This window comes from Paenibacillus sp. 01T47, from assembly GCF_056398245.1.
The window spans coordinates 501,622-521,755 of the sequence record NZ_JBFTPA010000001.1; the positions used below are offsets into that span (position 1 = coordinate 501,622).

At 45.3% G+C, this 20,134-nt stretch carries 15 protein-coding genes; 10 read left to right on the forward strand and 5 right to left on the reverse strand.

Going from position 1 to position 20,134, the window contains the following annotated elements; all coding sequences use genetic code 11:
- Positions 1-87 precede the first annotated feature (87 nt).
- A complete protein-coding gene (locus AC1DOV_RS02130; protein ID WP_477549053.1) occupies positions 88-933 on the reverse strand; it encodes an AraC family transcriptional regulator in 846 nt (281 codons plus the stop codon).
- 177 nt (positions 934-1,110) lie between these two features.
- The gene (locus AC1DOV_RS02135) at positions 1,111-2,646 is read right to left on the reverse strand and encodes a sulfatase family protein (RefSeq protein ID WP_477549054.1); all 1,536 of its coding nucleotides are present in this window, start codon (positions 2,644-2,646) and stop codon (positions 1,111-1,113) included.
- Positions 2,647-2,905: 259 nt separating this feature from the next.
- On the opposite strand from AC1DOV_RS02135, the gene AC1DOV_RS02140 reads away from it, so the two are divergent.
- From AC1DOV_RS02140 to AC1DOV_RS02150, 3 genes are read left to right on the forward strand one after another with little or no spacing between them, the layout of a single operon-like run.
- A complete protein-coding gene (locus AC1DOV_RS02140) occupies positions 2,906-3,523 on the forward strand; it encodes a chromate transporter (protein WP_477549055.1) in 618 nt (205 codons plus the stop codon).
- A gap of 24 nt (positions 3,524-3,547) precedes the next feature.
- Positions 3,548-4,078, forward strand: a complete 531-nt coding sequence (locus tag AC1DOV_RS02145) for a chromate transporter (protein ID WP_477549056.1) — start codon at positions 3,548-3,550, stop codon at positions 4,076-4,078.
- Positions 4,079-4,105: 27 nt separating this feature from the next.
- Positions 4,106-5,080: a formylglycine-generating enzyme family protein gene (locus AC1DOV_RS02150; protein ID WP_477549057.1), complete on the forward strand. Its 975-nt coding sequence runs from the start codon at positions 4,106-4,108 to the stop codon at positions 5,078-5,080.
- Positions 5,081-5,212: 132 nt separating this feature from the next.
- On the opposite strand, the gene AC1DOV_RS02155 is transcribed toward AC1DOV_RS02150, so the two are convergent.
- Positions 5,213-6,949 carry an ABC transporter ATP-binding protein gene (locus AC1DOV_RS02155; RefSeq protein WP_477549058.1) on the reverse strand — a complete coding sequence of 579 codons (1,737 nt, stop codon included), beginning with the start codon at positions 6,947-6,949 and terminating at the stop codon, positions 5,213-5,215.
- Between the two features lie 217 nt (positions 6,950-7,166).
- On the opposite strand from AC1DOV_RS02155, the gene AC1DOV_RS02160 reads away from it, so the two are divergent.
- From AC1DOV_RS02160 to AC1DOV_RS02175, 4 genes are all read left to right on the forward strand, one after another.
- On the forward strand, positions 7,167-8,609 hold the full coding sequence (locus AC1DOV_RS02160; RefSeq protein WP_477549059.1) for an ABC transporter permease: 1,443 nt from the start codon (positions 7,167-7,169) through the stop codon (positions 8,607-8,609).
- A 14-nt stretch (positions 8,610-8,623) separates the two neighbouring features.
- Positions 8,624-10,132: an ABC transporter permease gene (locus AC1DOV_RS02165; protein ID WP_441878819.1), complete on the forward strand. Its 1,509-nt coding sequence runs from the start codon at positions 8,624-8,626 to the stop codon at positions 10,130-10,132.
- A gap of 222 nt (positions 10,133-10,354) precedes the next feature.
- Complete coding sequence (locus AC1DOV_RS02170; protein WP_477549060.1) at positions 10,355-12,187, forward strand: ABC transporter substrate-binding protein; 1,833 nt, start codon at positions 10,355-10,357, stop codon at positions 12,185-12,187.
- 102 nt (positions 12,188-12,289) lie between these two features.
- A complete protein-coding gene (locus tag AC1DOV_RS02175; protein WP_477549061.1) occupies positions 12,290-12,745 on the forward strand; it encodes a hypothetical protein in 456 nt (151 codons plus the stop codon).
- 176 nt (positions 12,746-12,921) lie between these two features.
- On the opposite strand, the gene AC1DOV_RS02180 is transcribed toward AC1DOV_RS02175, so the two are convergent.
- Positions 12,922-14,136, reverse strand: coding sequence for an S-layer homology domain-containing protein (locus tag AC1DOV_RS02180; RefSeq protein ID WP_477549062.1), 1,215 nt, complete (start codon positions 14,134-14,136; stop codon positions 12,922-12,924).
- Between the two features lie 402 nt (positions 14,137-14,538).
- Here AC1DOV_RS02180 and AC1DOV_RS02185 point away from each other — a divergent pair, with 402 nt between their 5' ends.
- Entirely contained in the window at positions 14,539-14,865 is a 327-nt protein-coding gene (locus tag AC1DOV_RS02185; protein ID WP_144376785.1) for an ArsR/SmtB family transcription factor, read from the forward strand.
- Positions 14,866-14,925: 60 nt separating this feature from the next.
- The gene (locus AC1DOV_RS02190) at positions 14,926-15,459 is read left to right on the forward strand and encodes an SRPBCC domain-containing protein (RefSeq protein ID WP_339206609.1); all 534 of its coding nucleotides are present in this window, start codon (positions 14,926-14,928) and stop codon (positions 15,457-15,459) included.
- 176 nt (positions 15,460-15,635) lie between these two features.
- Here AC1DOV_RS02190 and AC1DOV_RS02195 read toward each other — a convergent pair whose 3' ends face one another.
- Entirely contained in the window at positions 15,636-19,103 is a 3,468-nt protein-coding gene (locus tag AC1DOV_RS02195) for a discoidin domain-containing protein (RefSeq protein WP_477549063.1), read from the reverse strand.
- Positions 19,104-19,853: 750 nt separating this feature from the next.
- On the opposite strand from AC1DOV_RS02195, the gene AC1DOV_RS02200 reads away from it, so the two are divergent.
- Positions 19,854-20,042 carry a CsbD family protein gene (locus AC1DOV_RS02200; RefSeq protein ID WP_339209488.1) on the forward strand — a complete coding sequence of 63 codons (189 nt, stop codon included), beginning with the start codon at positions 19,854-19,856 and terminating at the stop codon, positions 20,040-20,042.
- Positions 20,043-20,134 lie beyond the last annotated feature (92 nt).

Consider the following 20,134-nt stretch of genomic DNA (forward strand, 5'->3'; position numbering starts at 1 on the left):
ATATTTGCTACAGTCAGTTAGATTGTCGAGAAACCCGAGTCTTATGGAGGACATCGGGTTTCTCTTTTTAGGCTGTAAGTTAGGTTATTATGATTTCCGGTAAGAGCTTGGCGAGTGTCCGTGGTATCTTTTAAAAGCATGTGTAAAGGAGTACACGTCTGAATACCCGAGGGATAGGGCGATATGAGAAATCGGCAGTGCCGTCGTTTGCACTATTTTCATAGCTTCCTTCATGATTAGATTCGTCAGGTACCGATGCGGCCGGATGCCGACTTTCTGGTGAAAGACATTCGAAAAATGCGAGCGATGGATCCCGACATGTTCAGCAATGTCTGCAACGGTTATCCCTTCCTTATAATACAAATGAATGTAGTCGATGCTTGTTGCTACCCAGTCATCGGTGGGTGAGGCTGCTTTCATCGGTTTGGATAATTGAATGATCTGATTCAATAAAGAGTAGAACCCTTGCGTTAACGAGAGGTCATCCTGTCTCACGAGATGCTTCCATTCGGAGGCGAATTGAAAAAAGGATCGCTCAAGATCCTGGTTGAAAAAATTTTTAATATAGGGGTGTTTGAGCGTAAGCCCAAGGCGGCGGGTGACCAGAGGCATTTGTTTACCTTCGGCAGCAACCCAAAACATCTTTAGAGCGGGTTCTTCACAGGAAGTAATGTAATATTCATGAATGCTGTGAGGGAATAGAACAAAAAGATCGCCTTGCGTAAGTGTTGTCTCTTCCTGATTCATGCACAGTGTAACCTGGCCTGCAAGAACGAAATGCAAGCTATAGTAAGCAATAAAGCGCGGTCCTATATGATAATTTGGCTTTGCCTCGTTATAGCCAATACGGATGGGTATAACTCCGTTATGCTTCTCCAAGGCATTGGGGGTGTGGTACAAATGTTCCGCATATTCATGGGTGAACTCTATCATGCAGACGACCTCTTCCGAAGTTAAAGTTGATGAAAGTCACTATCATTTTAACATCGTCGGCCATAGGTGAATAGTAACTGTCATTCATGAGAAGGGCCTCAAGTCTGCCTTCGGCCTAGTACGATGATGCAAATAGTACCCACTTGGCTGCAGACTTGAGGCTTCGTGATGGACAGGTTAAGCGTGACAAATTCTAGGCATCGGCATAGGTTCTTTACCAAGCTCAGCCCATACATATTTCAGCAGGAGCTCTGTTTTTAAGCTGGAGTAATTAGGGTTATCCCACAAGTTGCGAAGTTCGTTGGGATCCTCTTGCAGGTCAAAAATTTCACCATATATCTGGTTATAATAAACCGTAATTTTATATCGTTCATTTACGAACGTTTTCTGATGGATGGTCGTTGCCTCGTGCCGGAATTCACAAATGGCATGGTCTCTTGCTTGATCGGACCTGCCAAGCCACACTTCCTTCTGGTCTACTCCTGTCATTGCATGAGGGATAGGCAGATTTGAGAACGAAAGGAAGGTAGGAGCTAGATCAACAAGTGATTGAAATGCAGTAGAGGTTTTGCCAGCCGCAACGTGCCCTGGGTACCTCACGATGAACGGCAGCTTTATCAAATCCTCATAATGGAAGCCGCCCTTAGCTTGCAAGCCGTGCTGTCCAAAGAAATGGCCATGGTCGCTTGTGAATACGACTAGCGTATTATCAGCTAATCCGAGTTGGTCTAATTTATCAAGAATAGTACCAATATATTTATCCATCATGCTGACCATGCCATAATACACAGCGACCAGCTTTTTCTTGTCTTTTTCCGTCAGCCTGAATTTGCTGCCGTACTCATAATAATGATGGGAGCGGTAACCGTGAATGTCGAATTCGCTCTCTCGCAAGAATGAGAAGTCTGGCGCCTCTTCTTGAGTCATTCGAAAATGCGGCGGATTATTATCGTGTTCACCGGGAACCATGGCAGGAATGGTTAGCTTATCGGGATCATACATCCTGTCCCATGGCTCAGGAACCAAATATTCAGGGTGAGGGTCAAAGAAGCTGGACCACAAGAAAAAGCTATCATCATTCTGTTTATATTGTTCCAATAACAGATTCGTTCGTTCGGCGATCCAGGTATTATAGTGGTACTTCTCAGGAATTGGCCAGGTGTAAGTCTGGTTAGGATCCATGGTGCCTGTCGGCGGCAAAAAATAATCTCGCCAATTGGTGCATCCTTTATCCTCCAGCCATGCTGCATAGTGCTGCCCAACATGTGCTTCATTGGTATGATTTCGTGCTAACTCAGCATGAGAGAAGCCGTAAAAAGAGTCCTTGTTCGTTCTCCAGTAATCCAAATCCTGTAGTATGGGATACGATTCGAGTGAAGGATATTGTTCTGTTGAACGCAAGGGTTGAAAATGTGCCTTACCAACCAGCGCAGTTTTATAACCAGCCTGTTGGAAGTCCTCGCCAATCGTATGACGATCTTCGAGCAGCTTCGTGCCAAGCGTCCAAGCTCCGTGTTGGCTTGGATACATGCCGGTAATAATGGATGCACGGCTAGGTGTACAAGTAGGGTTGGGACAATAAGCTCGGCTGAAGGTTGTACCTTCACGAACTAGCCGGTCCAGATTGGGAGTATGGACTTCATTGTTAAATGCGCCTATCGTATTCCAATGCTGCTGGTCGCTCGTAATCAATAGAATATTTGTTTTTTTCATAGATTCATCTCCTTTCTGCTTTTCATTATAGACAATTATGGTAATAAGAAGGATGCCATAATGTGTCCTTACTATTTGTTATTTTGTGAGGTAGATCGAAAGGATAGTTTTTATCAAATTGGGATTAAGGTGTAAGATTAAAGCGTGAGAGATGCTTTGAAATCACTCCCTCATTTCGGATTTAGCTTATGCCTATTTCAGATTGGAATAAACAAAGCTGCGAATAGAAGGTTAATTATTAGGAAGGTAGTGTTGCGAAGTGAATCGTTCTGAATCGAGTTCTCCTCGATTAACATCCCTATTTTGGAGCTTTCTAAAACTTGCGCCTATTTCTTTTGGCGGTGGATACGCCACTTTTCCTGCGTTGGAACGGGAGATTGTTGCGAGCAGGAAATGGATGAATGAAGAGGAATTACAAGAAACGCTTTCGCTTGCGGCAGCGGCCCCAGGAGGCGTGGCAATCAATGCTTCTTTATTGATCGGGTATCGTCTAGACGGGGTGAAGGGGGCGGTCGCAGCAGCAATGGGTGCCATCTTACCGACCTGTCTCATCGTTATCGGCCTTTTTCTACTCTATTACAAGTTCAGTGACAGCTTGAAGGTAATTGGAGCGTTAAGAGGAATCGGTTGGGGAATTGTTGCAATGATCCTCTATACCGTTTTTAGGCTGGGGAGGATATCAATTAAGGATACACTTTCGTTAGCAATTGCGATTATAAGCCTTGTACTTCTTTTTTTGGAGACACATCCGATTTGGCTTATAACCGGAGGTGCTGCTGCCAGTGTCGTTGCAACACATGGCGGTCGGAGTGCAAAAAGCTCGCAGGCACGCCAATTCAAGGATGGTGCCGACAATTCATATATGTATTTTATTTAAGTCATTCATCTGGGAGCTGAAGTCATGGCGCAGTTATTTTGGTTTTTTCTGCAAATGGGATTCGTGTCATTTGGCGGAGGGTATGCTTTGATCCCATTAATTGAGAGGGAAACGGAACGCCAAGCCTGGATGAGCAGCGATATGCTTGTAGACGTTATCGCAGTCGCAGGAATGTCTCCGGGTCCCATCGCCGTTAATTTGGGTTTGCTTGTCGGCTATCAAGCCTACGGGGTGATTGGCGCCATTGCTGGTGTGCTAGGCTTACTGCTGCCTTCCATGCTGATGACTGCAGGAATGATTTACTTCATTACCCGTGATCATAAAAATTATCTCAAGCGCTGCATGTATGGCGTGCAGCCTGTTGTTACAGCTCTTATACTTTTTGCCGCTTATCAACTCTGTGTGGTCCATTTATCCGCTAGCTTGTCTATCAATGAGCTGCTGCCGGCCTTCCTTATTGTAGCTGCATGCTTATACATGTTATTTCGTTTACGATTGCATCCATTTACTATTCTCTTATTCTCGGGGATTAGCGGGGCAGCATTCTATGCTTAATAGGCCGGAGAGGGGCAAAATAATGATATGATACCAGGAAAATCTTGTTGTACGGCAGGCAGAGAACAGGTAGCAGCCGCCAAAATAAAACGAATAGACGATCCATTGCTTCCCAGACGATCCACTCACGCACGAGGAATCAGTCAGTTGGTAAGAATTGATGGGGGCACTTTCAGGATGGGGACGAGTGAAGCGGGCGGGGTCGCGTCGGACGGAGAGGGACCGGCTCGTGATGTGCATGTCGATTCCTTCCTTATCTCTCCGTATGCCGTAACAAACGGTGAATTTCGCTCCTTTGTTGAAGAGACCGGCTACGTTACAGAAGCTGAACGGTTTGGTTGGTCATTTGTGTTCCATTTGCTGGCCTCCGAGTCGACACGAGAGCGGGTCAGACAGGTCCCACAGCAAGCGCCATGGTGGCTTGCTGTGGATGGTGCCTTTTGGGCGAAGCCGGAGGGGCCGGATTCAACTATTGACGAAAGGCTTGACCACCCAGTTGTTCATATCACTTGGCACGATGCGATGGCATATTGCGCCTGGGCCGGGACTCGTTTGCCGACGGAATCCGAATGGGAATACGCCGCTAGAGGCGGGCTCATAGGCAGAACCTACCCTTGGGGGGATTTGCTGAAACCTGAAGGAAAGCACATGTGCAACATTTGGCAAGGCAAATTCCCCGTGAAGAACAATGCCAGCGACGGTTATCTAAGCACCGCGCCCGTTGATGCTTATGAGCCTAATGGGTATGGATTGTTCAATTTGTCCGGTAATGTATGGGAGTGGTGCTCTGACTGGTTCAGCCCCGAATACCACCAAGTGACATCCGAGAGAAACCCGAGGTTCATGGAACCGACCGGAATACGTGCCATGCGCGGCGGCTCTTATCTATGCCACCGTTCCTACTGCAACCGTTACCGCGTCGCAGCCAGAAGCGGAAACACACCGGACAGCTCTACCGGCAACTGTGGTTTCCGTGTGGCGGCGGACATTATGGACGGATAAACAATGGCAAACGATGGGGATGTATATCCGTCGTTCGGTTGCACTTGAAGGAAGTCCAACGTATCAATAGCCCAAATAAAAAGAACCGAAACCCGCTCATCTAACGGGTTTCGGTTCTTTAATATCGCCAGCTTAGCTGGTTGCAACGGCCACCCAGTGGCCTTTTTTCACTTCAACGAATTCGGAGTGTTCGAGCTCGTAGGGATCAGCTTTGGCAGCTTCCTCATGCACTACCAGCTTCTTCTGTGATTCAACCTTTGGATCAGGTACTGGGATTGCTGCCAAAAGTGACTTCGTATAAGCATGGATTGGATTCGCGTAAAGCTCCTCGCTTTCGGCAAGCTCAACGATCTTCCCTTTATACATAACCGCGACGCGGTCGCTAATATGCTTCACCATCGATAAATCATGGGCGATGAACAGGTATGTCAGACCAAGCCTTTGCTGGAGCTCCTCGAGCAGCTTCACAATCTGTGCTTGAATGGAAACGTCGAGTGCGGACAATGGCTCGTCGCAGACGATAAATTCAGGCTCTACAGCGAGCGTCCGCGCAATGCCGATCCGCTGCCGTTGGCCGCCGGAAAACTCATGCGGGTAGCGCATGGCATGAGAAGGATCTAGCCCAACCATCTCAAGCAGCTCCTCGACACGTTTCTGACGATCCCGTTTGGAGGTCGTTATTTCGTGTACGTCAAGCGCTTCGCCAATAATATCAATGATGCGAAGCCTTGGATTTAGTGAGGCGTACGGGTCTTGGAAGATCATACCCATATGACGTCTCATCGTCTTCATCTCCGAGCGATTTAATTGCTGAAGCGGTATTCCTTTGAAAAGCACTTCGCCGCCCGTCGCCTCATTTAAGCGAAGAATTGTGCGGCCGGTCGTTGACTTTCCGCTGCCCGATTCACCGACAACTCCGAGAGTTTCACCTGCCTGTATATCGAAGCTGATATCATTAACGGCCTTAACAATTTGCCCTTTGCCCATATCAAAATATTGCTTCAATGAACGGACCTGCAGCAAAGGCACGCCTTCTTCCCGCTGAATAATCGCAGGGATGGGCTTCGGTTTTTTCTTCTCGTCTAAACGAGGCAATGCATGGAGAAGCTTAACAGTGTAAGGATGCTGCGGATTGGCAAAGATTTGCTCCGTTGTTCCTGTCTCGACGATTTCTCCGTCCTTCATGACGACGACGCGATCACACATGCCGGCTACGACACCTAGGTCATGCGTAATTAAAATAATGGAGGTTCCCAGCTGCTTCTGTATATCCTTCATCTGGTTAAGGATCTGTGCCTGAATGGTAACGTCAAGCGAGGTTGTCGGCTCATCTGCGATTAGCAGCGAAGGACGGCATGCCAGCGCAATGGCGATCATGACCCGCTGACGCATCCCGCCAGAGAATTCATGAGGGTACTGATGATAGCGGGCTTCGCTGTTCGAAATGCCTACGAGCTTCAGCATCTCGATCGCTTCAGTACGAGCTTGCTTCTTGTCCAGCTTTTGATGCTTGATCAAGCTTTCTTCAATTTGGTTGCCGATCCGCATGGTCGGATTGAGCGAGGACATGGGATCTTGAAAGATCATTCCGATATCTCTTCCGCGTATGGCTTCCATTTCTTTATCGGTTTTAAAGGCTAGATTTTGTCCTTGAAAAAGCACCTCACCGTTCTTCACCATGGAAGGGGGAGAGGGCAGCAGCCTCATAATTGTACGCGCAGTAACGCTCTTTCCGCTGCCGGATTCGCCTACAATGCCGAGCGTTTCGCCTTTACGGACCTCAAAGCTGACGTGACGTACCGCTTCTATTTCTTTGTTACGGGCGAAAAAAGAAACCGATAAATCGTTAACTTGTAATAATGTATCCATATATGCACCTGCAATTCTGTGGTTTTCCAATTGAGATTAGGGTAATTTAAAGAGAGATTCTTATTTATACCTGATATTCCTTATATCATGTATAATGAAAAAAAGTAAGTAACAAAGTTATAAGTTATTGACATATTCCAGTCCATAAAATAAAATCTACTATATTGATCGGAATAATGCAATTTAAAATTACTAGATGGAAAGGAAGCGGACTAGCTTGAAAGGGCACGCAACTGCTACGGGTAATGGCTTTGTTGATCATATCGCCGCCATCTACCGCAAAATGTTATTACATCCAGCCTACAGTCTGCTTATATTGCTGTTAGGAGCTCCTGTATCTGCCATCGTGTATGGCGTTCATCAATATCGTAAAACTAAGTACGGCTACAAAGCAATCGCCGCGGAGACAAGGAGCAAGCTGCTTGCAACTGGGCGCCGGGATAAGCTGCTTATCGAGGCTAAGGAACAGCTTGTCCGCAAGCATCGTTTCTTCGGGCAAACCGTCAGCGCAGAGCAAACCGAGCTGGAAGCGAACCGGTTGGCTGAGATCAAATTTAATGAATCGTTCAACCATGAGCTGGACAAACGGCTTGCCAGCGAGAACGGGCTGAAGTTTTCATTTGGCGATACGTATCATGCGTTAGCCTTGAATCCGGCTTTCTTCATCTTATCACTTATTATCGGTTTTCCAATGTATGTGTTGATGGCCATTTACTCGATGCCTTACTTGAAATACGTTGCGGAACGAATCGTGATGTCAGTATTCGTTATTTTGGGCGTCGCTTTTCTCGTTTTTACAATCCTGTATATATCGCCGATGAATCCAGCGGCTAACTTATTAGGAGAGACAGCGACTGCCGAGCAGATCGCAGCCTTCAACCATCTGTACGGATTAGATCAACCTTATCTTGTCCAGTTATGGGACACAATTAGAGGTATATTTACATTCGATCTCGGCAAGTCATTTGCAGGCAACGAGAATGTTACTGCAGCTATCGCGAATAAATTTCCGGTGACGCTCACGTTAACGGTTATCTCGACGCTGATCGCAGTATTGATCGCTTTGCCAATCGGCATTATTTCGGCTACGAGACCGAATTCCTTTTTTGATTATACCTTTATGTTCATTGCTTTGCTCGGATTGTCGATTCCGAACTTCTGGCAGGCGCTTATTTTTATTTTGAATTTCTCAATTAAGCTTCCATGGCTGCCTGCAACGTATAACCCTGAGAACTGGCTGTCTGCGATTATGCCGATTGTCGTTCTAGGCACAGGGCTAACTGCTGCCGTAGCCCGAATGACCCGTTCATCGACGCTTGAAGTTATTCATGAGGATTACATTACGACCGCAAGGGCCAAAGGGCTTGCCCGCAAAAGTGTTATTTGGAAGCATGCCGTTGGCAACGCGCTTATCCCCATTATTACTGTCATTGGCTTGCAGTTCGGCGGTATGCTCGGGGGAGCGGCGGTTACAGAGAAAGTATTCAATATTAGCGGTATCGGCAGTTATATCGTTGATAAGCAGTTCATTCCCGACATTCCTAGCGTGATGGGCGGGGTCGTCTATACAGCCATTACCATCTCGATCGTGAATGTTATCGTCGATTTGATGTATGCGTTTTTTGATCCTAGAATCCGCTCTAAAATGAAACAATACTAAAGCAGGTGCTACTCTTGACGAATCCTACTATCAGCAAGCAAGAAGTCAAGTTCAGGCTGAAATCGAGCCAAGAATACAGTCAGGCAAGCTTCGCTGGCATCGTATCCCTGGCGCTTGGTCTTGTTCTTCTGCTAAACAGTTATGTTCCCGGTGACGGGTCATTTAAGCCTGCAGTACTCATTGCAAGCATTGCATATTTTGCCTTCGCTCTGCTCGAGCTGGCGGTATGGGCGCTCATTCGAAGCGATCTTATCCGTTTTGGCGCGATCAGACGTTCCACAAGGATGCTTGGTTATGTACTGCTGTTAAGCCTTCTAACCGCGAATGTATTCGTGGCAACCACGGCGTTCCAGCTCATCAAGCAGAAAAAAAGCGCGGCGTATACGTTAGCTGTTTATTCGCTCCTTACGACTCTGCTCGTATTTGCAGTATCAGCCCTTAACTTGTTTAAGCCTTATGTGGCTAACGGGTTTATGATCGGTATGTTTCTATTGATCGTTGCCGCGCTCCTGCAGCTCGCAGCATTGCTGCTGGTCGCTAAATATGCAGATCAAGCAGCGATGCCGCGCTGGATGGGAATCGTTGCTGGGATCCTTATTTTAACTTCGGTATCCGGCAACTTGTTCGCATTATTTCTTGGGTTATTGCTGATTGCGAAGCTGCGGGACAAGGGGTATTCATCCGGCTCTAAGCTTGGAGAAGTTGTGGAGCGTCTGTCGAGAAGCTCTACTTCCATGCTGGGACTGCTCTTTATCCTGTTCCTGCTCACGCTGGCCATAACCAGTTACCTGACCTTTGATTACGGCCTTGCGGTTGAGAACAACTACAGCTTAATTCTTCAATCGCCTGAGCTGGCTTACCCGCTAGGAACGGATAACTTCGGAAGAGATCTGTTCTCGCGTATCGTCTTCGGCGCACGAATCTCTTTGGCAGTTGGCTTGTTGTCAACGCTCATCCCCGTCTTGATTGGGGGCGTTCTAGGTGCAGTCTCTGGCTATTATGGGCGGCATACGGACAATATTATTATGAGGATATTAGATATCCTCTATGCGATTCCTGGCATTCTGCTTGCCATTGCGATTATTGCGGCATTTGGCGCAAGCACGGTCAATCTAATTTTGGCATTAAGTGTAGGTGCGATTCCAACTTATGCCCGGACAATGAGAGCCAATGTCATGCTCGTATCTACGCTGGAATATGTACAGGCTGCAAGAGCTTTCGGCTCCAGTGACCGAACTATTTTGTTCAAGCACATCGTACCTAACTCCATCGCGCCGATGATTGTAAAATCTACGCTGACGATTGGTACTGCGGTCATCTCGACCAGCAGCTTGAGTTATTTGGGACTTGGCGTAGAACCGCATATTCCGGAGTGGGGAAATATATTAAAGCTCGGAAGCGCCTATCTAGAAACGCATGCTTATACGGCTGTTTATCCGGGACTTGCGATTATCGCGCTTGTACTCTCATTCAACTTTCTTGGCGACGGCTTGCGCGATGCGCTGGATCCGAAGCTGGATTAAAGATTTCATCCCTTTTTTAAAATATAGGAAAGTATAAGCTTCACATTTATACTCCGCCTATATTTTGCGAGAAACTTCTTGTCCTTAAACAAGGACGACGAAGTCGTTTCTTCTTAACCTCATTCATATTCCATCGACTTCTACGTTACGAGACAGGAATGGGCGATAACTGAATGTGAGTTAACATACAAGATAAAGATAAAACAGGAGGAGACTACTATCATGAAGAACAAAGGCAAATTCGCCGCATTGTTGCTAATCAGTCTTTCGATTATGCTCAGCGGCTGCAAATTAACAACAAAGAACGACGTGAAGGAATCACCAGCACCAACGCAAGGAACAGAGGCAGTCGTTGACAGTAACCCAGTAGATATAGAATTGCTTGGCATGAGCTCAAACGAGGCAGACCTTAATATTGTTCGCGATCAGCTTACAAAAAACGGCTTCAAAGTGAAATTGAATCTACAAGCTGATTACGGCAGCTTCAAATCACAGCAGGACGCTGGCAACTATGACATCGCATTGTCCAGTTGGACTACCGTTACAGGTAACCCCGACTATGCAGTACGCTCGCTCTTCAAAACAGGCGGAGACTACAGCATCCTTACTGATCCAGAAATCGATAAATTGATTGATGCGGCTGGTGCTCAAACGCCAGAAGAGTACACAGAAACGTACAAGCAATTCGAGCAGCAGCTTGTCTTTGACAAGGCTTATATCGCGCCGCTATACAACTCATTGAAAGCACAGGCTTTGAATCAAGACGTACTGAACAAGGATTCCGTACGCATCTCGAAGTCACGTTCCCTACCTTGGGAAGATGTTGATTTTAAAGACACTTCAAAGCGTGCAAAAGATGCGCTAGTGCTTCAATCGACTATGCCGACGCTGACGTCGCTTGATCCAATCAAAGGCAACGACGGCTCCATCAACATCATTAATACGAATATGTATGTGCGTCTAGTGAATCTAACAGATGATGATAAAATCACTTCCGAAGGTTCCCTATCGTTGAATCATGCGATTGCTGATGGCAATTCCGATTACTACTTTATCCTAAGAGACGATATCAATTTTGCTCAAATCAAAAACAAGCTCGCAGTAGATACTGGCGAACGCGTTGGTGCTGACGATGTAATCTTCTCGTTGAACCGTGCGAAAGACAAAAACTCTGTACCTGACCACCGTACGTTTACTCTTCACGAGCATATCAATAACGTAGAGCTTGTAACGGATGCTGCAGCACTAGATGCTGTTAAGGTTTCCGGTGGCAGCGACACAGTAAAAGCAGCTCTTGAAAAAGGTCTTGGTTCAAAAATTTCCGCTCTCGTATCGGATAAGAAGCAAGCGAACAACAAAGAGGGTAAATACCAAGTCGTTAAGCTTACGACGACTGAGCCTTTCCCACAAGTACTGAACTACTTGGCTCACCAATCGGCAGGTATCGTGTCCAAGAAACAAGTAGAGAGCATCAACACGTACGATGTAGCTAAATTCGATGTGAACAAAGATATTCCTTACGGCGACCAAAATACGGTAACAGAAGGCAGCGCGTATAACAACACATTGTTTACAAGCGGTCCTTACATCCTGTCCTCCAAAAATGATTACGAAGCAATTTTCTACAAAAACCCTGCGTATATGAAGGGTACAGAAAATGAGCCGAATATCGCTAATATTAAAATCCGCTTTATCAAAGACGCAGACAGCAGCTTGTCCGCGCTTCGCAGTGGTGAGATTCACATCTACTACGGCGTATCCGAGACGAAATTTGACGTTGTGAAGGGCGACAGCAAGCTGGCGCTTCAAACCGTACAAAGCAATGCTGTTTCTTACTTGCTGTTCAATACAAAAAATCGTCCAGTTGCAGAAAGCGCAGACCTGCGGAAAGCAGTTCTATACTCCATCAACCAGGATGAAATCTTGGCATTCTACAATGGCAACAAGTTCAAAGCCGTTTCCACGCTTAGCCCGCTTGTGAATACAGGCATGGAGCTGAAAGCTGATCCGGCGAAAGCGAAAGAATTCCTAAACGCCTACAAAGCAAGCAAGTAACTTTTAATATTGGCAAGAGACTGCCTCCGGTTATCCATGATGACCGGGGCAGTCTCTTTCACATAGGACTGCTCACATGCGAGCATAAAGGAGAGATTACGAATGGCTGACACACTCAAGCCCGAAACGAAGCTTTCACAATGGGATGCCTTGATGCTGGAATCGCTGAAGGCTTACGGCTGGCCAAATGATGAACTGATTAGCAAAGTGCAGGCTGGCAATTTGCCGGCAGATGAAAGCAAGTTCCATTTCGAATACACCGCTTTAACCGCTTTGGCGAATGAGGAACAAGATACTTTCGTACAAGCTGTAACAAACGGCTATCAAATCAAGTACAACACGATACGCGGCATTCACAGCTGGATACTTGTCGCACTGAAGCAAGAAGCAGAGCTTATTTTGGAGCCCGAGAACGAAGCGGTCATCGCCCATTTGTCAGAAGCTGAAGCACAGCGCCTCGCTTCCGTCCTTTCATTCGGCTGGGGAGTATCCCCTCATGAGGGAGAGCAAGATTCAGACGGTAGAGCCGCGTATAAGGTGGCACCTGTTAGAGCATAAGGGTTGGCTGGGATTGAAAAAGGAATCATTTATGATTTATGGTTTCGGTAACAGAAATGTGGCCTATAAGAAGGAAGTTTTTTATAAAAAGTGCTCATCGTGTAGGGTTTTGGAATGAGTGTTATACCTACACAACAAACCCAGTACCACGTCGGTACTGGGTTTGTTGTATAACATTAAACATCTTCCCATCCAAAATAAGAATGGGGGAACCAAGAAGTCGAGACATAGACAACAGCATAGCTCTCCTTATCGAATATGAACGATATTGAATACATATTATCAGGGTTGTTAAGCTTATCATGAATGGAAATGTCGCGGTAATTTCCGTCGTTGGTCTTCTCGTAGAAATAGGTAGCTGATTGGTCTCCATAAAAACCAAAAGTTCCATATAGGCGAAGGACATCGAACATTGTGCTTTCTCCGAGGACAATCCCCTTATATGTACGTAATGACGGATTTGTATTGGGAGGTTCAAAAGTGTCTTCATCTATTTTCCAAGAATCAACCAGCCCATCTTTGTTGTAGTGTGCTGAGAATAAAGGGTAAATGTTATTATTAAAGACATCCTTATCATCCGAAACCTCGTATAGATCCTCTATTGTTTCTTTTGAATCTCCTATCTTCACCTCAGTAAAAGGACTATTTCCAAATAAATTGAAGTCATTTCTCGTGACGGGTTCGGCGCTGAAATCTGGAATACGCTGGACGGCTGCAGATGGTAAGGACGGTAGAAGTGTGCGATCCGATGGAGCGGTTGGCCTTTTTAATATATCCAGTACTCCTTTAAAGGTGAGCTGTCTAATCCACTGAATAGCTTCTGCTCGTGAAAAAGAGTCCTGTCCATTGAATTGCTCTGGCGTTATAGCGTCACTGTTAGCCATACCGTTTCCAATGAGGTAAACAACGGCGTCTTCGCCTTCATAATGAACACCTTGCACGGCACAAATGATTTCTGAAGCTCGTGACTTCGTGAGTGGCTCCATTCTCAGCTTATGGTTCGAAGCGCCGGATGTAGGATGATTAAAGTTCTCTGCCATGCGATAGGGACCATCTGTCCAATCATCATTACCCTCAGGGGAACTTGCGGATGGCAAAGCCATACCCAAGGCTCTATAAAGAGCTTTTAAAAACTCTGCTTCACTTATTGGCTCGTCAGGCTTTAAGCTGCTGTCAGGGTATCCATTTATAATATTTTGTGCCATAGCCCATTGAAACAGACGCTCAGCCCAGTGTCCTTTCATTCCATAGGGCTTGATAATGAGAAAATCGTATTTTTCGTCATCTTTTTGATCTTGAGCATACAAATTTGCTGTTGTTGTTACCCAAAATAATGAAGATACGATGATCAGACATGTGACTATACGCTTAACCTTAAACATAAAATTCATCCTTCCGAATCCAATTAAATACCGTTTTTTTATATTGTTAAAAACTTCCTAATGTTATATCGGAAAGTATAGTATTTTAACTGATAGCTGCGAGTGAAAACAGCGATTTGATTTATTCTTCTTTAATCAGAATTAGATGAGGCGATGTAGGATGAATAAGAACATCGATGATATCGATGGTTCTTAAATCCGCTGCTCGGTTGATTTCATGGAACATAAGCAAGCTTTAAAAATATTTTGAATATTCCTTTACAGGAATATTCCCGTTGTGGTATATTTAATTCAACAAAAGGAAATACAAGGAGGGAGGGCTTAAAGGATTCGATAAAGCAATGTTTGCTTTAAATGTTTGCTTTAGAAGAAGGATGAATTAATTAAATCAAGTGAATGGATGTTTTTCTTATGAATGCTAACGTTATGAGTGCCTTGGCTGAGCCTAACCGCCTGCAGATTGTTGACCTATTGCGAGCGAGTCCTCTAACGGTTGGGGAGATTGCTGAAAGGCTTGGCCTACGTCAGCCCCAAGCTTCCAAGCATTTGCGCGTCCTTAGCGAGGCCGGTATTGTTGAGGTGCAGGCGATTGCTAACCGTCGTATTTACAAGCTGCGTCCTGATCCGTTTAAGGAATTAGACGCTTGGCTTGAATCATACCGACGTATGTGGGAGGAACGCTACGATCGGCTAGACGATTATTTACTGGAGCTGCAAAACAAGGAAACAGATAAATAAGATTAGCAATAAGACATAAACGGAATAATGATATAAACAAATTTGAGGAGGATGTTTATTATGACTAACCCTAACCTAACTAATCAATTGGTATCGAAAGTAGAAGGCAGCACACTTATATTGGAGCGTGTGTTTCAAGCACCGCGCGAGCTTGTATTTAAAGCTTTTTCGGAGGCAGAGCATTTAAAACATTGGTGGGGACCAAAAGGCTGGACTATACCTGTATGCAACGTCGACTTCCGTCCAGGTGGAACTTGGCATTATTGCATGAAGTGTGAAGATAAGAACCAAGGCGATTTCTACGGTATGGAATCGTGGGGTAAAGCATTCTATCAGGAGATTACAGCACCGGAGCAGATCGTCTATAGAGATTGTTTCTCGGATGCGGAAGGCAATGTTGCGGAAAATATGCCGCAAATGATGGTTACACTCGATTTTATTGAGCAAGATGGCAAGACGAAGCTAGTTAACACCGCGAAATATGCATCGCCAGAAGCTTTGCAAACGGTAATCGATATGGGAATGATTCCAGGTATAACGCAAACGTTTGAAAACTTGGATGTTCATTTGGAAAAGCTGCAACAGAGCAATTAAGGAATAAAGGCGTGTATTTTCACAAGAAGAATTAATAAAAATAGAAAAGAGACCGTATGATACGTCGCCTTAACTTGGGATTTTAAATGGATACTATTACCTATAAATCGTTTGGAGCTAAAAAAACAGCGTACTCGGTTACCCGAGTACGCTGTTTCCTTTTTCATTGCGCTAGATTACCAGTTGTTTCCGGATACTCTTGTCACTGTAAAGTTCGGGCTGCCGCTTTCACCATAAATGGCTGCGACACCTGGATTATTCACTTTCACATTCGTAAAGCTTGCTCCGCCGACAGCTGGCCCTTGGCCTTGTTCTCCTCTGACCACGAGCTTGATGCCGTAGCGGGAAGGGTTATTGATGTTTACGTTCTCTACGCGAACGTTTTGCATAGCAAGATTCTCTGGCGATTTAGTCTGGAACATTAGACCAAAGTACACGGAATTATTAATGTCCACATTTTTTACGAGAATGTTTTTGAAGGTTCTGTCTCCTCCGAAGAACCAGATAGCGCCGAAGTTTTGATATTCATTGATTTTGTCATCAGCGCCGACGCTGGTCCAGAAATCTCCACCCGTACGGTCTAATGTTACGCCATCAATTACAGTATCCTTATCGCCGAATCCTAATGTGTTGTAACCAAAGCTTAAGCTGCTGATGGTAATGCCTGGATAAGTCAACGTATCTGCACCATAGAGGTTTTGATATAGGTTATCCGAGCCGCCGTATACGGCAAAAGCTGCTGCACGTCTTACACAGGTTGCTGTAAGATTCGTGTATTTGTTGCCTACATTGTAGGAACCGCCTGCATCAACTGCGCTGAATAAGGCGAAGGCATCGTCACCGGCGCCTCTTGAATAGTTGTTGTCAATTACGTTATAGGATGAGCCGTTGGTCATGTTAATTCCATCTGCGAATGTGTTTTTGATACGATTGTCTTTGAATGTGTTGTTGGAGGAATTCACGCCCCAATACAAGCAGATGAAGTGCTCAACCCATACGTTCTGAACGGTTACGTTCTGCATGCCGTTGCCATCGATGAATTTACCAGGACCATCAGTTCTGTATACATAGTTGCCCCATGCAGACAGGTCTTTAATCGTTGAACCGTTAGCAGTAGAACCAATATTAAAGCCTACATCCGTATTGGATTGGTTCTGTGGCGCAACCAATTTGGTATGCCATGGACCAGCACCAATGATTTCGGTTGCACGTCCATAAAGGAATATTTTACTGTTGATCACCCATTCGCCTGCTGGGATATAAATACCCTTTTTCGTGGAATCCTGTCTAAATTCATTAAGCGCTTGCTCTATGGATTTGGAAGAGGAAACCGAAATATATTTAGTCGTGTCAGGGTTAGCGGCTGGAGGAGCGACATTTTCGGTTTCAATCATGTCAACATAGATTGCCGAGACGTCACCAGCATCCTTTTGAATTTTGATCTTCGTTCCTGCTGGATACACTTGGTCAAGCAGCAACTGGGAATCTTCATACAGCCAGTAAGCAGTTAAACCTGCCCCAGGCGCATTGTCGTAACCCAGGCGGCCAAGCGTACTTGGTGTTGCATATACGTAAGAGAACTTGGAGGTTACCGTGAATTTGCCTTTACTCACACCGTTAGCATAAATACTAATCGTTCCGGTCGTATTTTCTGCAACTGCGTTGCGAAGGACAAAAGCGTTAGCAGAAGAAGTTAGCGTAAACTCTACATATTCGCCTGTAGCATCAAGATGCACGGCGGAGCGTCCAGAAGCTTCACCCGCATAATCGCCAGGCTTGAAGTTCGGAGCTAGTTTTGTTCCGTTCGTTGTATTGGAAGAGGACTCTGCTTCAATAATGGTAAACGGCATATTAGCGCCGCGGCCGGAATAAAGGCTTGTTGTATTTGAGTTGTTAGCTTGCTTAATGAGTACTTCGTTTGTGTCAGCTGCAACAGTGGAAGTTACCGTGTAGCTGCCATTGACAGCGGTCCAGGTTCCCATGCTGACATTGACGGATTGGTCTACAGCTAATGAGCCATTATAGGAACCATTTAAGGTTTGGATGGTTGCACCAGCAGCATTTTTAAGAACTAGTGTTACGGCATGAGCACCACCGGCGGAAGCAATGTTTCCTTGGTTTTTAAGATTTACGGTGAAGGTTACTGTATTGCCTGCACTTGGATTGCTTGGATTCCAAGAGGCGGTTGCGATTAGATCAGAGCTGGACACGGCAGCTACGGTTAATGCAGTCTGGCTGCTATAGCTGTTGTTAGTCTCGTTCTGCTCAATAATCGCATTGCTCTCGTCGACCTTGGCGCTAACGGCGTAGGTTCCAGCATTTTTTGCTCCGGCATTCAGCGATACGGTAGCTGAAGCGCCAGCCGTCAATGCGGCTACTGGAGCAGATCCTGCCAGCTCGTTGCCGAGATAAAAATTGACTGTAGTCGCAGGGGCGTTTGCAGTGCCGATATTTTTAACGGTTGCGTTAAGGGTAATCGCATTCGTCTCTACCGGAGCTGTAGGCGTCCAAGTTATTCCTGTAATCGTAAGGTCTGGATTTGGAGCTGGAGCGCCATAGATTTCAAATTCGGCTACTTGGCCAGCAGGAGCGCCGGAGTTGTTCGTTATGTTCAATTGGACCTGTTTCGCCGTAGCGGTTACCGGAATCGTTACCGAGTTGCCGTTAGCGGGGTTAAATGTGTAAGATGCCGCGGAAACCAAGCTGCTGAATGTGGAAGAGTTCTGGGTGTTGCCTAACACTTGAATCGTTTGGGTTCGCGTACCCCATTCGCTAGACGGGTTTAGCTTCACAACAACAGATGTGATGTTGTGATTGGAACCGAGATCGACGGTTAATTGGCTAGGATTGTTGCCGCCTTCCCAGTATGTAGCCGTATTGCCGTCGTTGCCGTTCGTTGCTACGAATGTGTGGACGGTAGAACTGGAAGTGATTGATTTACCTAGAGCTAAGTTGCCGCCAGCAGGTGGCGTTGGTGTAATTGTAGGCGTCGGTGTAATTGTAGGTGTAGGTGTAATCGTAGGTGTAGGAGTTGGTGTTGGCGTTTGTGTAGGCACAGGTGTAGGGGTTGGAGTAGCTGTTGGTATAGGAGTAGGAGTAGGTGTTGGCGTTACTGTGGAACCGTAAATTTCGAATTCAGAAATTTGTCCGGCTTGCCAACCCGTGTTAGCCGTAAAGTTTAAGCGAACATAACGGGTGCTGGTTGCTGTAAAGTTGATTGTTACGGTGTTGCTGCTCACTGCTGGATTGAATGTGTAGGATGCAGAACCAACAATATTAGAGAACGTTGTGCCGTTTGTGCTGCCTTGTACAGCTAAGGATTGTGAACGTGTTTCCCAGCCCGCAGGCAGCTTTAGTTTAACTTGATCGATGCTCGTATTCGCACCAAGATCGATTTGGAGCCATTGTGGGAATGCATTATTTACGCTCTCCCAATAGGTGCCCTGATTATTGTCATTAACATTGCTCGCTACATACACATCGGCATAGCCGCTGGCTGATACAACTTTGCCCAGAGCAAGATTAGGGCCTCCGGCGGCTGAAGATACGGAGGGGTACAGCGTAAGCTGCGACAGCAATAAAACAAATGCCAAAGACATGATGACGAATGGATTTCTTTTTACCAATTCGTTCATTGATAACATAAAAAACCTCCTAGTCAGATGTTTTAACCTCGAATTAATGCGCTTTCAATTTTGCACATCATTACATTCTTTCTTAATCACCTCCTTAAATGTGTGAAGCCATCACGATTCTAGACGGCAATGCAATAAAACCAATATTTATTTAATATTGGTTTACAAAATAGGCGGATAATGTTGCACGATCAAACGATATTGCAAACAAACTTATAGTACTAGCATAAATCAGTTACACAGCTTGCTGAATATGCATTCCTACGATTATCGTGTGTAATATTATTGTTTAGATAAACGGGGTCTATATATTAAAGGTTTTCAGTTGAAAATAAGCAACTACGCTTTATGAAAAAACTTGCCAAGACACTGTCAAATAAATTTAACACTGCAAAGCAGGTTAGCTAAATGTGCACATCAGTCAGCAATAGCTGAATCTAAGAGCATAAATGCACTTATTTAACTAAATATTTTCAATTTTGTTCAACTAGATGCATTTATACACCTATTCGAATCATTTTCATCTCGTTTGTTAAAAACAGGTGCACTTCTGCGCTTATTTACACTCGACTATTGGTTCACGCACACCACTAATCTCTATATCGATATCAAAAATGACATTGTAAACGAGCTTTATTTTGAGTATTTAATAGACTGAATAAAGGGTAATTCATCCGTAAATCTACCGACTTCCAATATAACCCTGTTTCAAAATTTCCCCTTGGAGGTAAGAAGAAGCATACAATTATCGAGGAGATGATGAAGATGAATACAAACGGACTGAAAGATAAAGTGAAGGGTATTGCGAACCAAAGCAAAGGCGAAATGAAGGATAGCTACGGCAAAGCGACAGATAACAAGAAGCTGCAGGCGGAAGGCAAGTTAGATAAGCTGAAAGGTACTGCGCAGGAGAAGCTTGGCGAACTGAAGGAAAAAATCAGCAAGTAGCGAATGGACGATAATGTATGCATCTGAGCCAATAGGTTTGCGGAAGGGCTGCCTAGCGGTGTTCAGGTACCAATCATTATCAGCTGCTTATA

Coding starts and splice junctions, on each gene's coding strand:
- AC1DOV_RS02175 (WP_477549061.1), top strand. CDS start 12,290: ATGGCTGACACACTCAAGCCCGAAACGAAGCTTTCACAATGGGATGCC.
- AC1DOV_RS02135 (WP_477549054.1), bottom strand. CDS start 2,646: ATGAAAAAAACAAATATTCTATTGATTACGAGCGACCAGCAGCATTGG.
- AC1DOV_RS02145 (WP_477549056.1), top strand. CDS start 3,548: ATGGCGCAGTTATTTTGGTTTTTTCTGCAAATGGGATTCGTGTCATTT.
- AC1DOV_RS02200 (WP_339209488.1), top strand. CDS start 19,854: ATGAAGATGAATACAAACGGACTGAAAGATAAAGTGAAGGGTATTGCG.
- AC1DOV_RS02150 (WP_477549057.1), top strand. CDS start 4,106: ATGATACCAGGAAAATCTTGTTGTACGGCAGGCAGAGAACAGGTAGCA.
- AC1DOV_RS02155 (WP_477549058.1), bottom strand. CDS start 6,949: ATGGATACATTATTACAAGTTAACGATTTATCGGTTTCTTTTTTCGCC.
- AC1DOV_RS02185 (WP_144376785.1), top strand. CDS start 14,539: ATGAATGCTAACGTTATGAGTGCCTTGGCTGAGCCTAACCGCCTGCAG.
- AC1DOV_RS02170 (WP_477549060.1), top strand. CDS start 10,355: ATGAAGAACAAAGGCAAATTCGCCGCATTGTTGCTAATCAGTCTTTCG.
- AC1DOV_RS02190 (WP_339206609.1), top strand. CDS start 14,926: ATGACTAACCCTAACCTAACTAATCAATTGGTATCGAAAGTAGAAGGC.
- AC1DOV_RS02130 (WP_477549053.1), bottom strand. CDS start 933: ATGATAGAGTTCACCCATGAATATGCGGAACATTTGTACCACACCCCC.
- AC1DOV_RS02195 (WP_477549063.1), bottom strand. CDS start 19,103: ATGTTATCAATGAACGAATTGGTAAAAAGAAATCCATTCGTCATCATG.
- AC1DOV_RS02180 (WP_477549062.1), bottom strand. CDS start 14,136: ATGAATTTTATGTTTAAGGTTAAGCGTATAGTCACATGTCTGATCATC.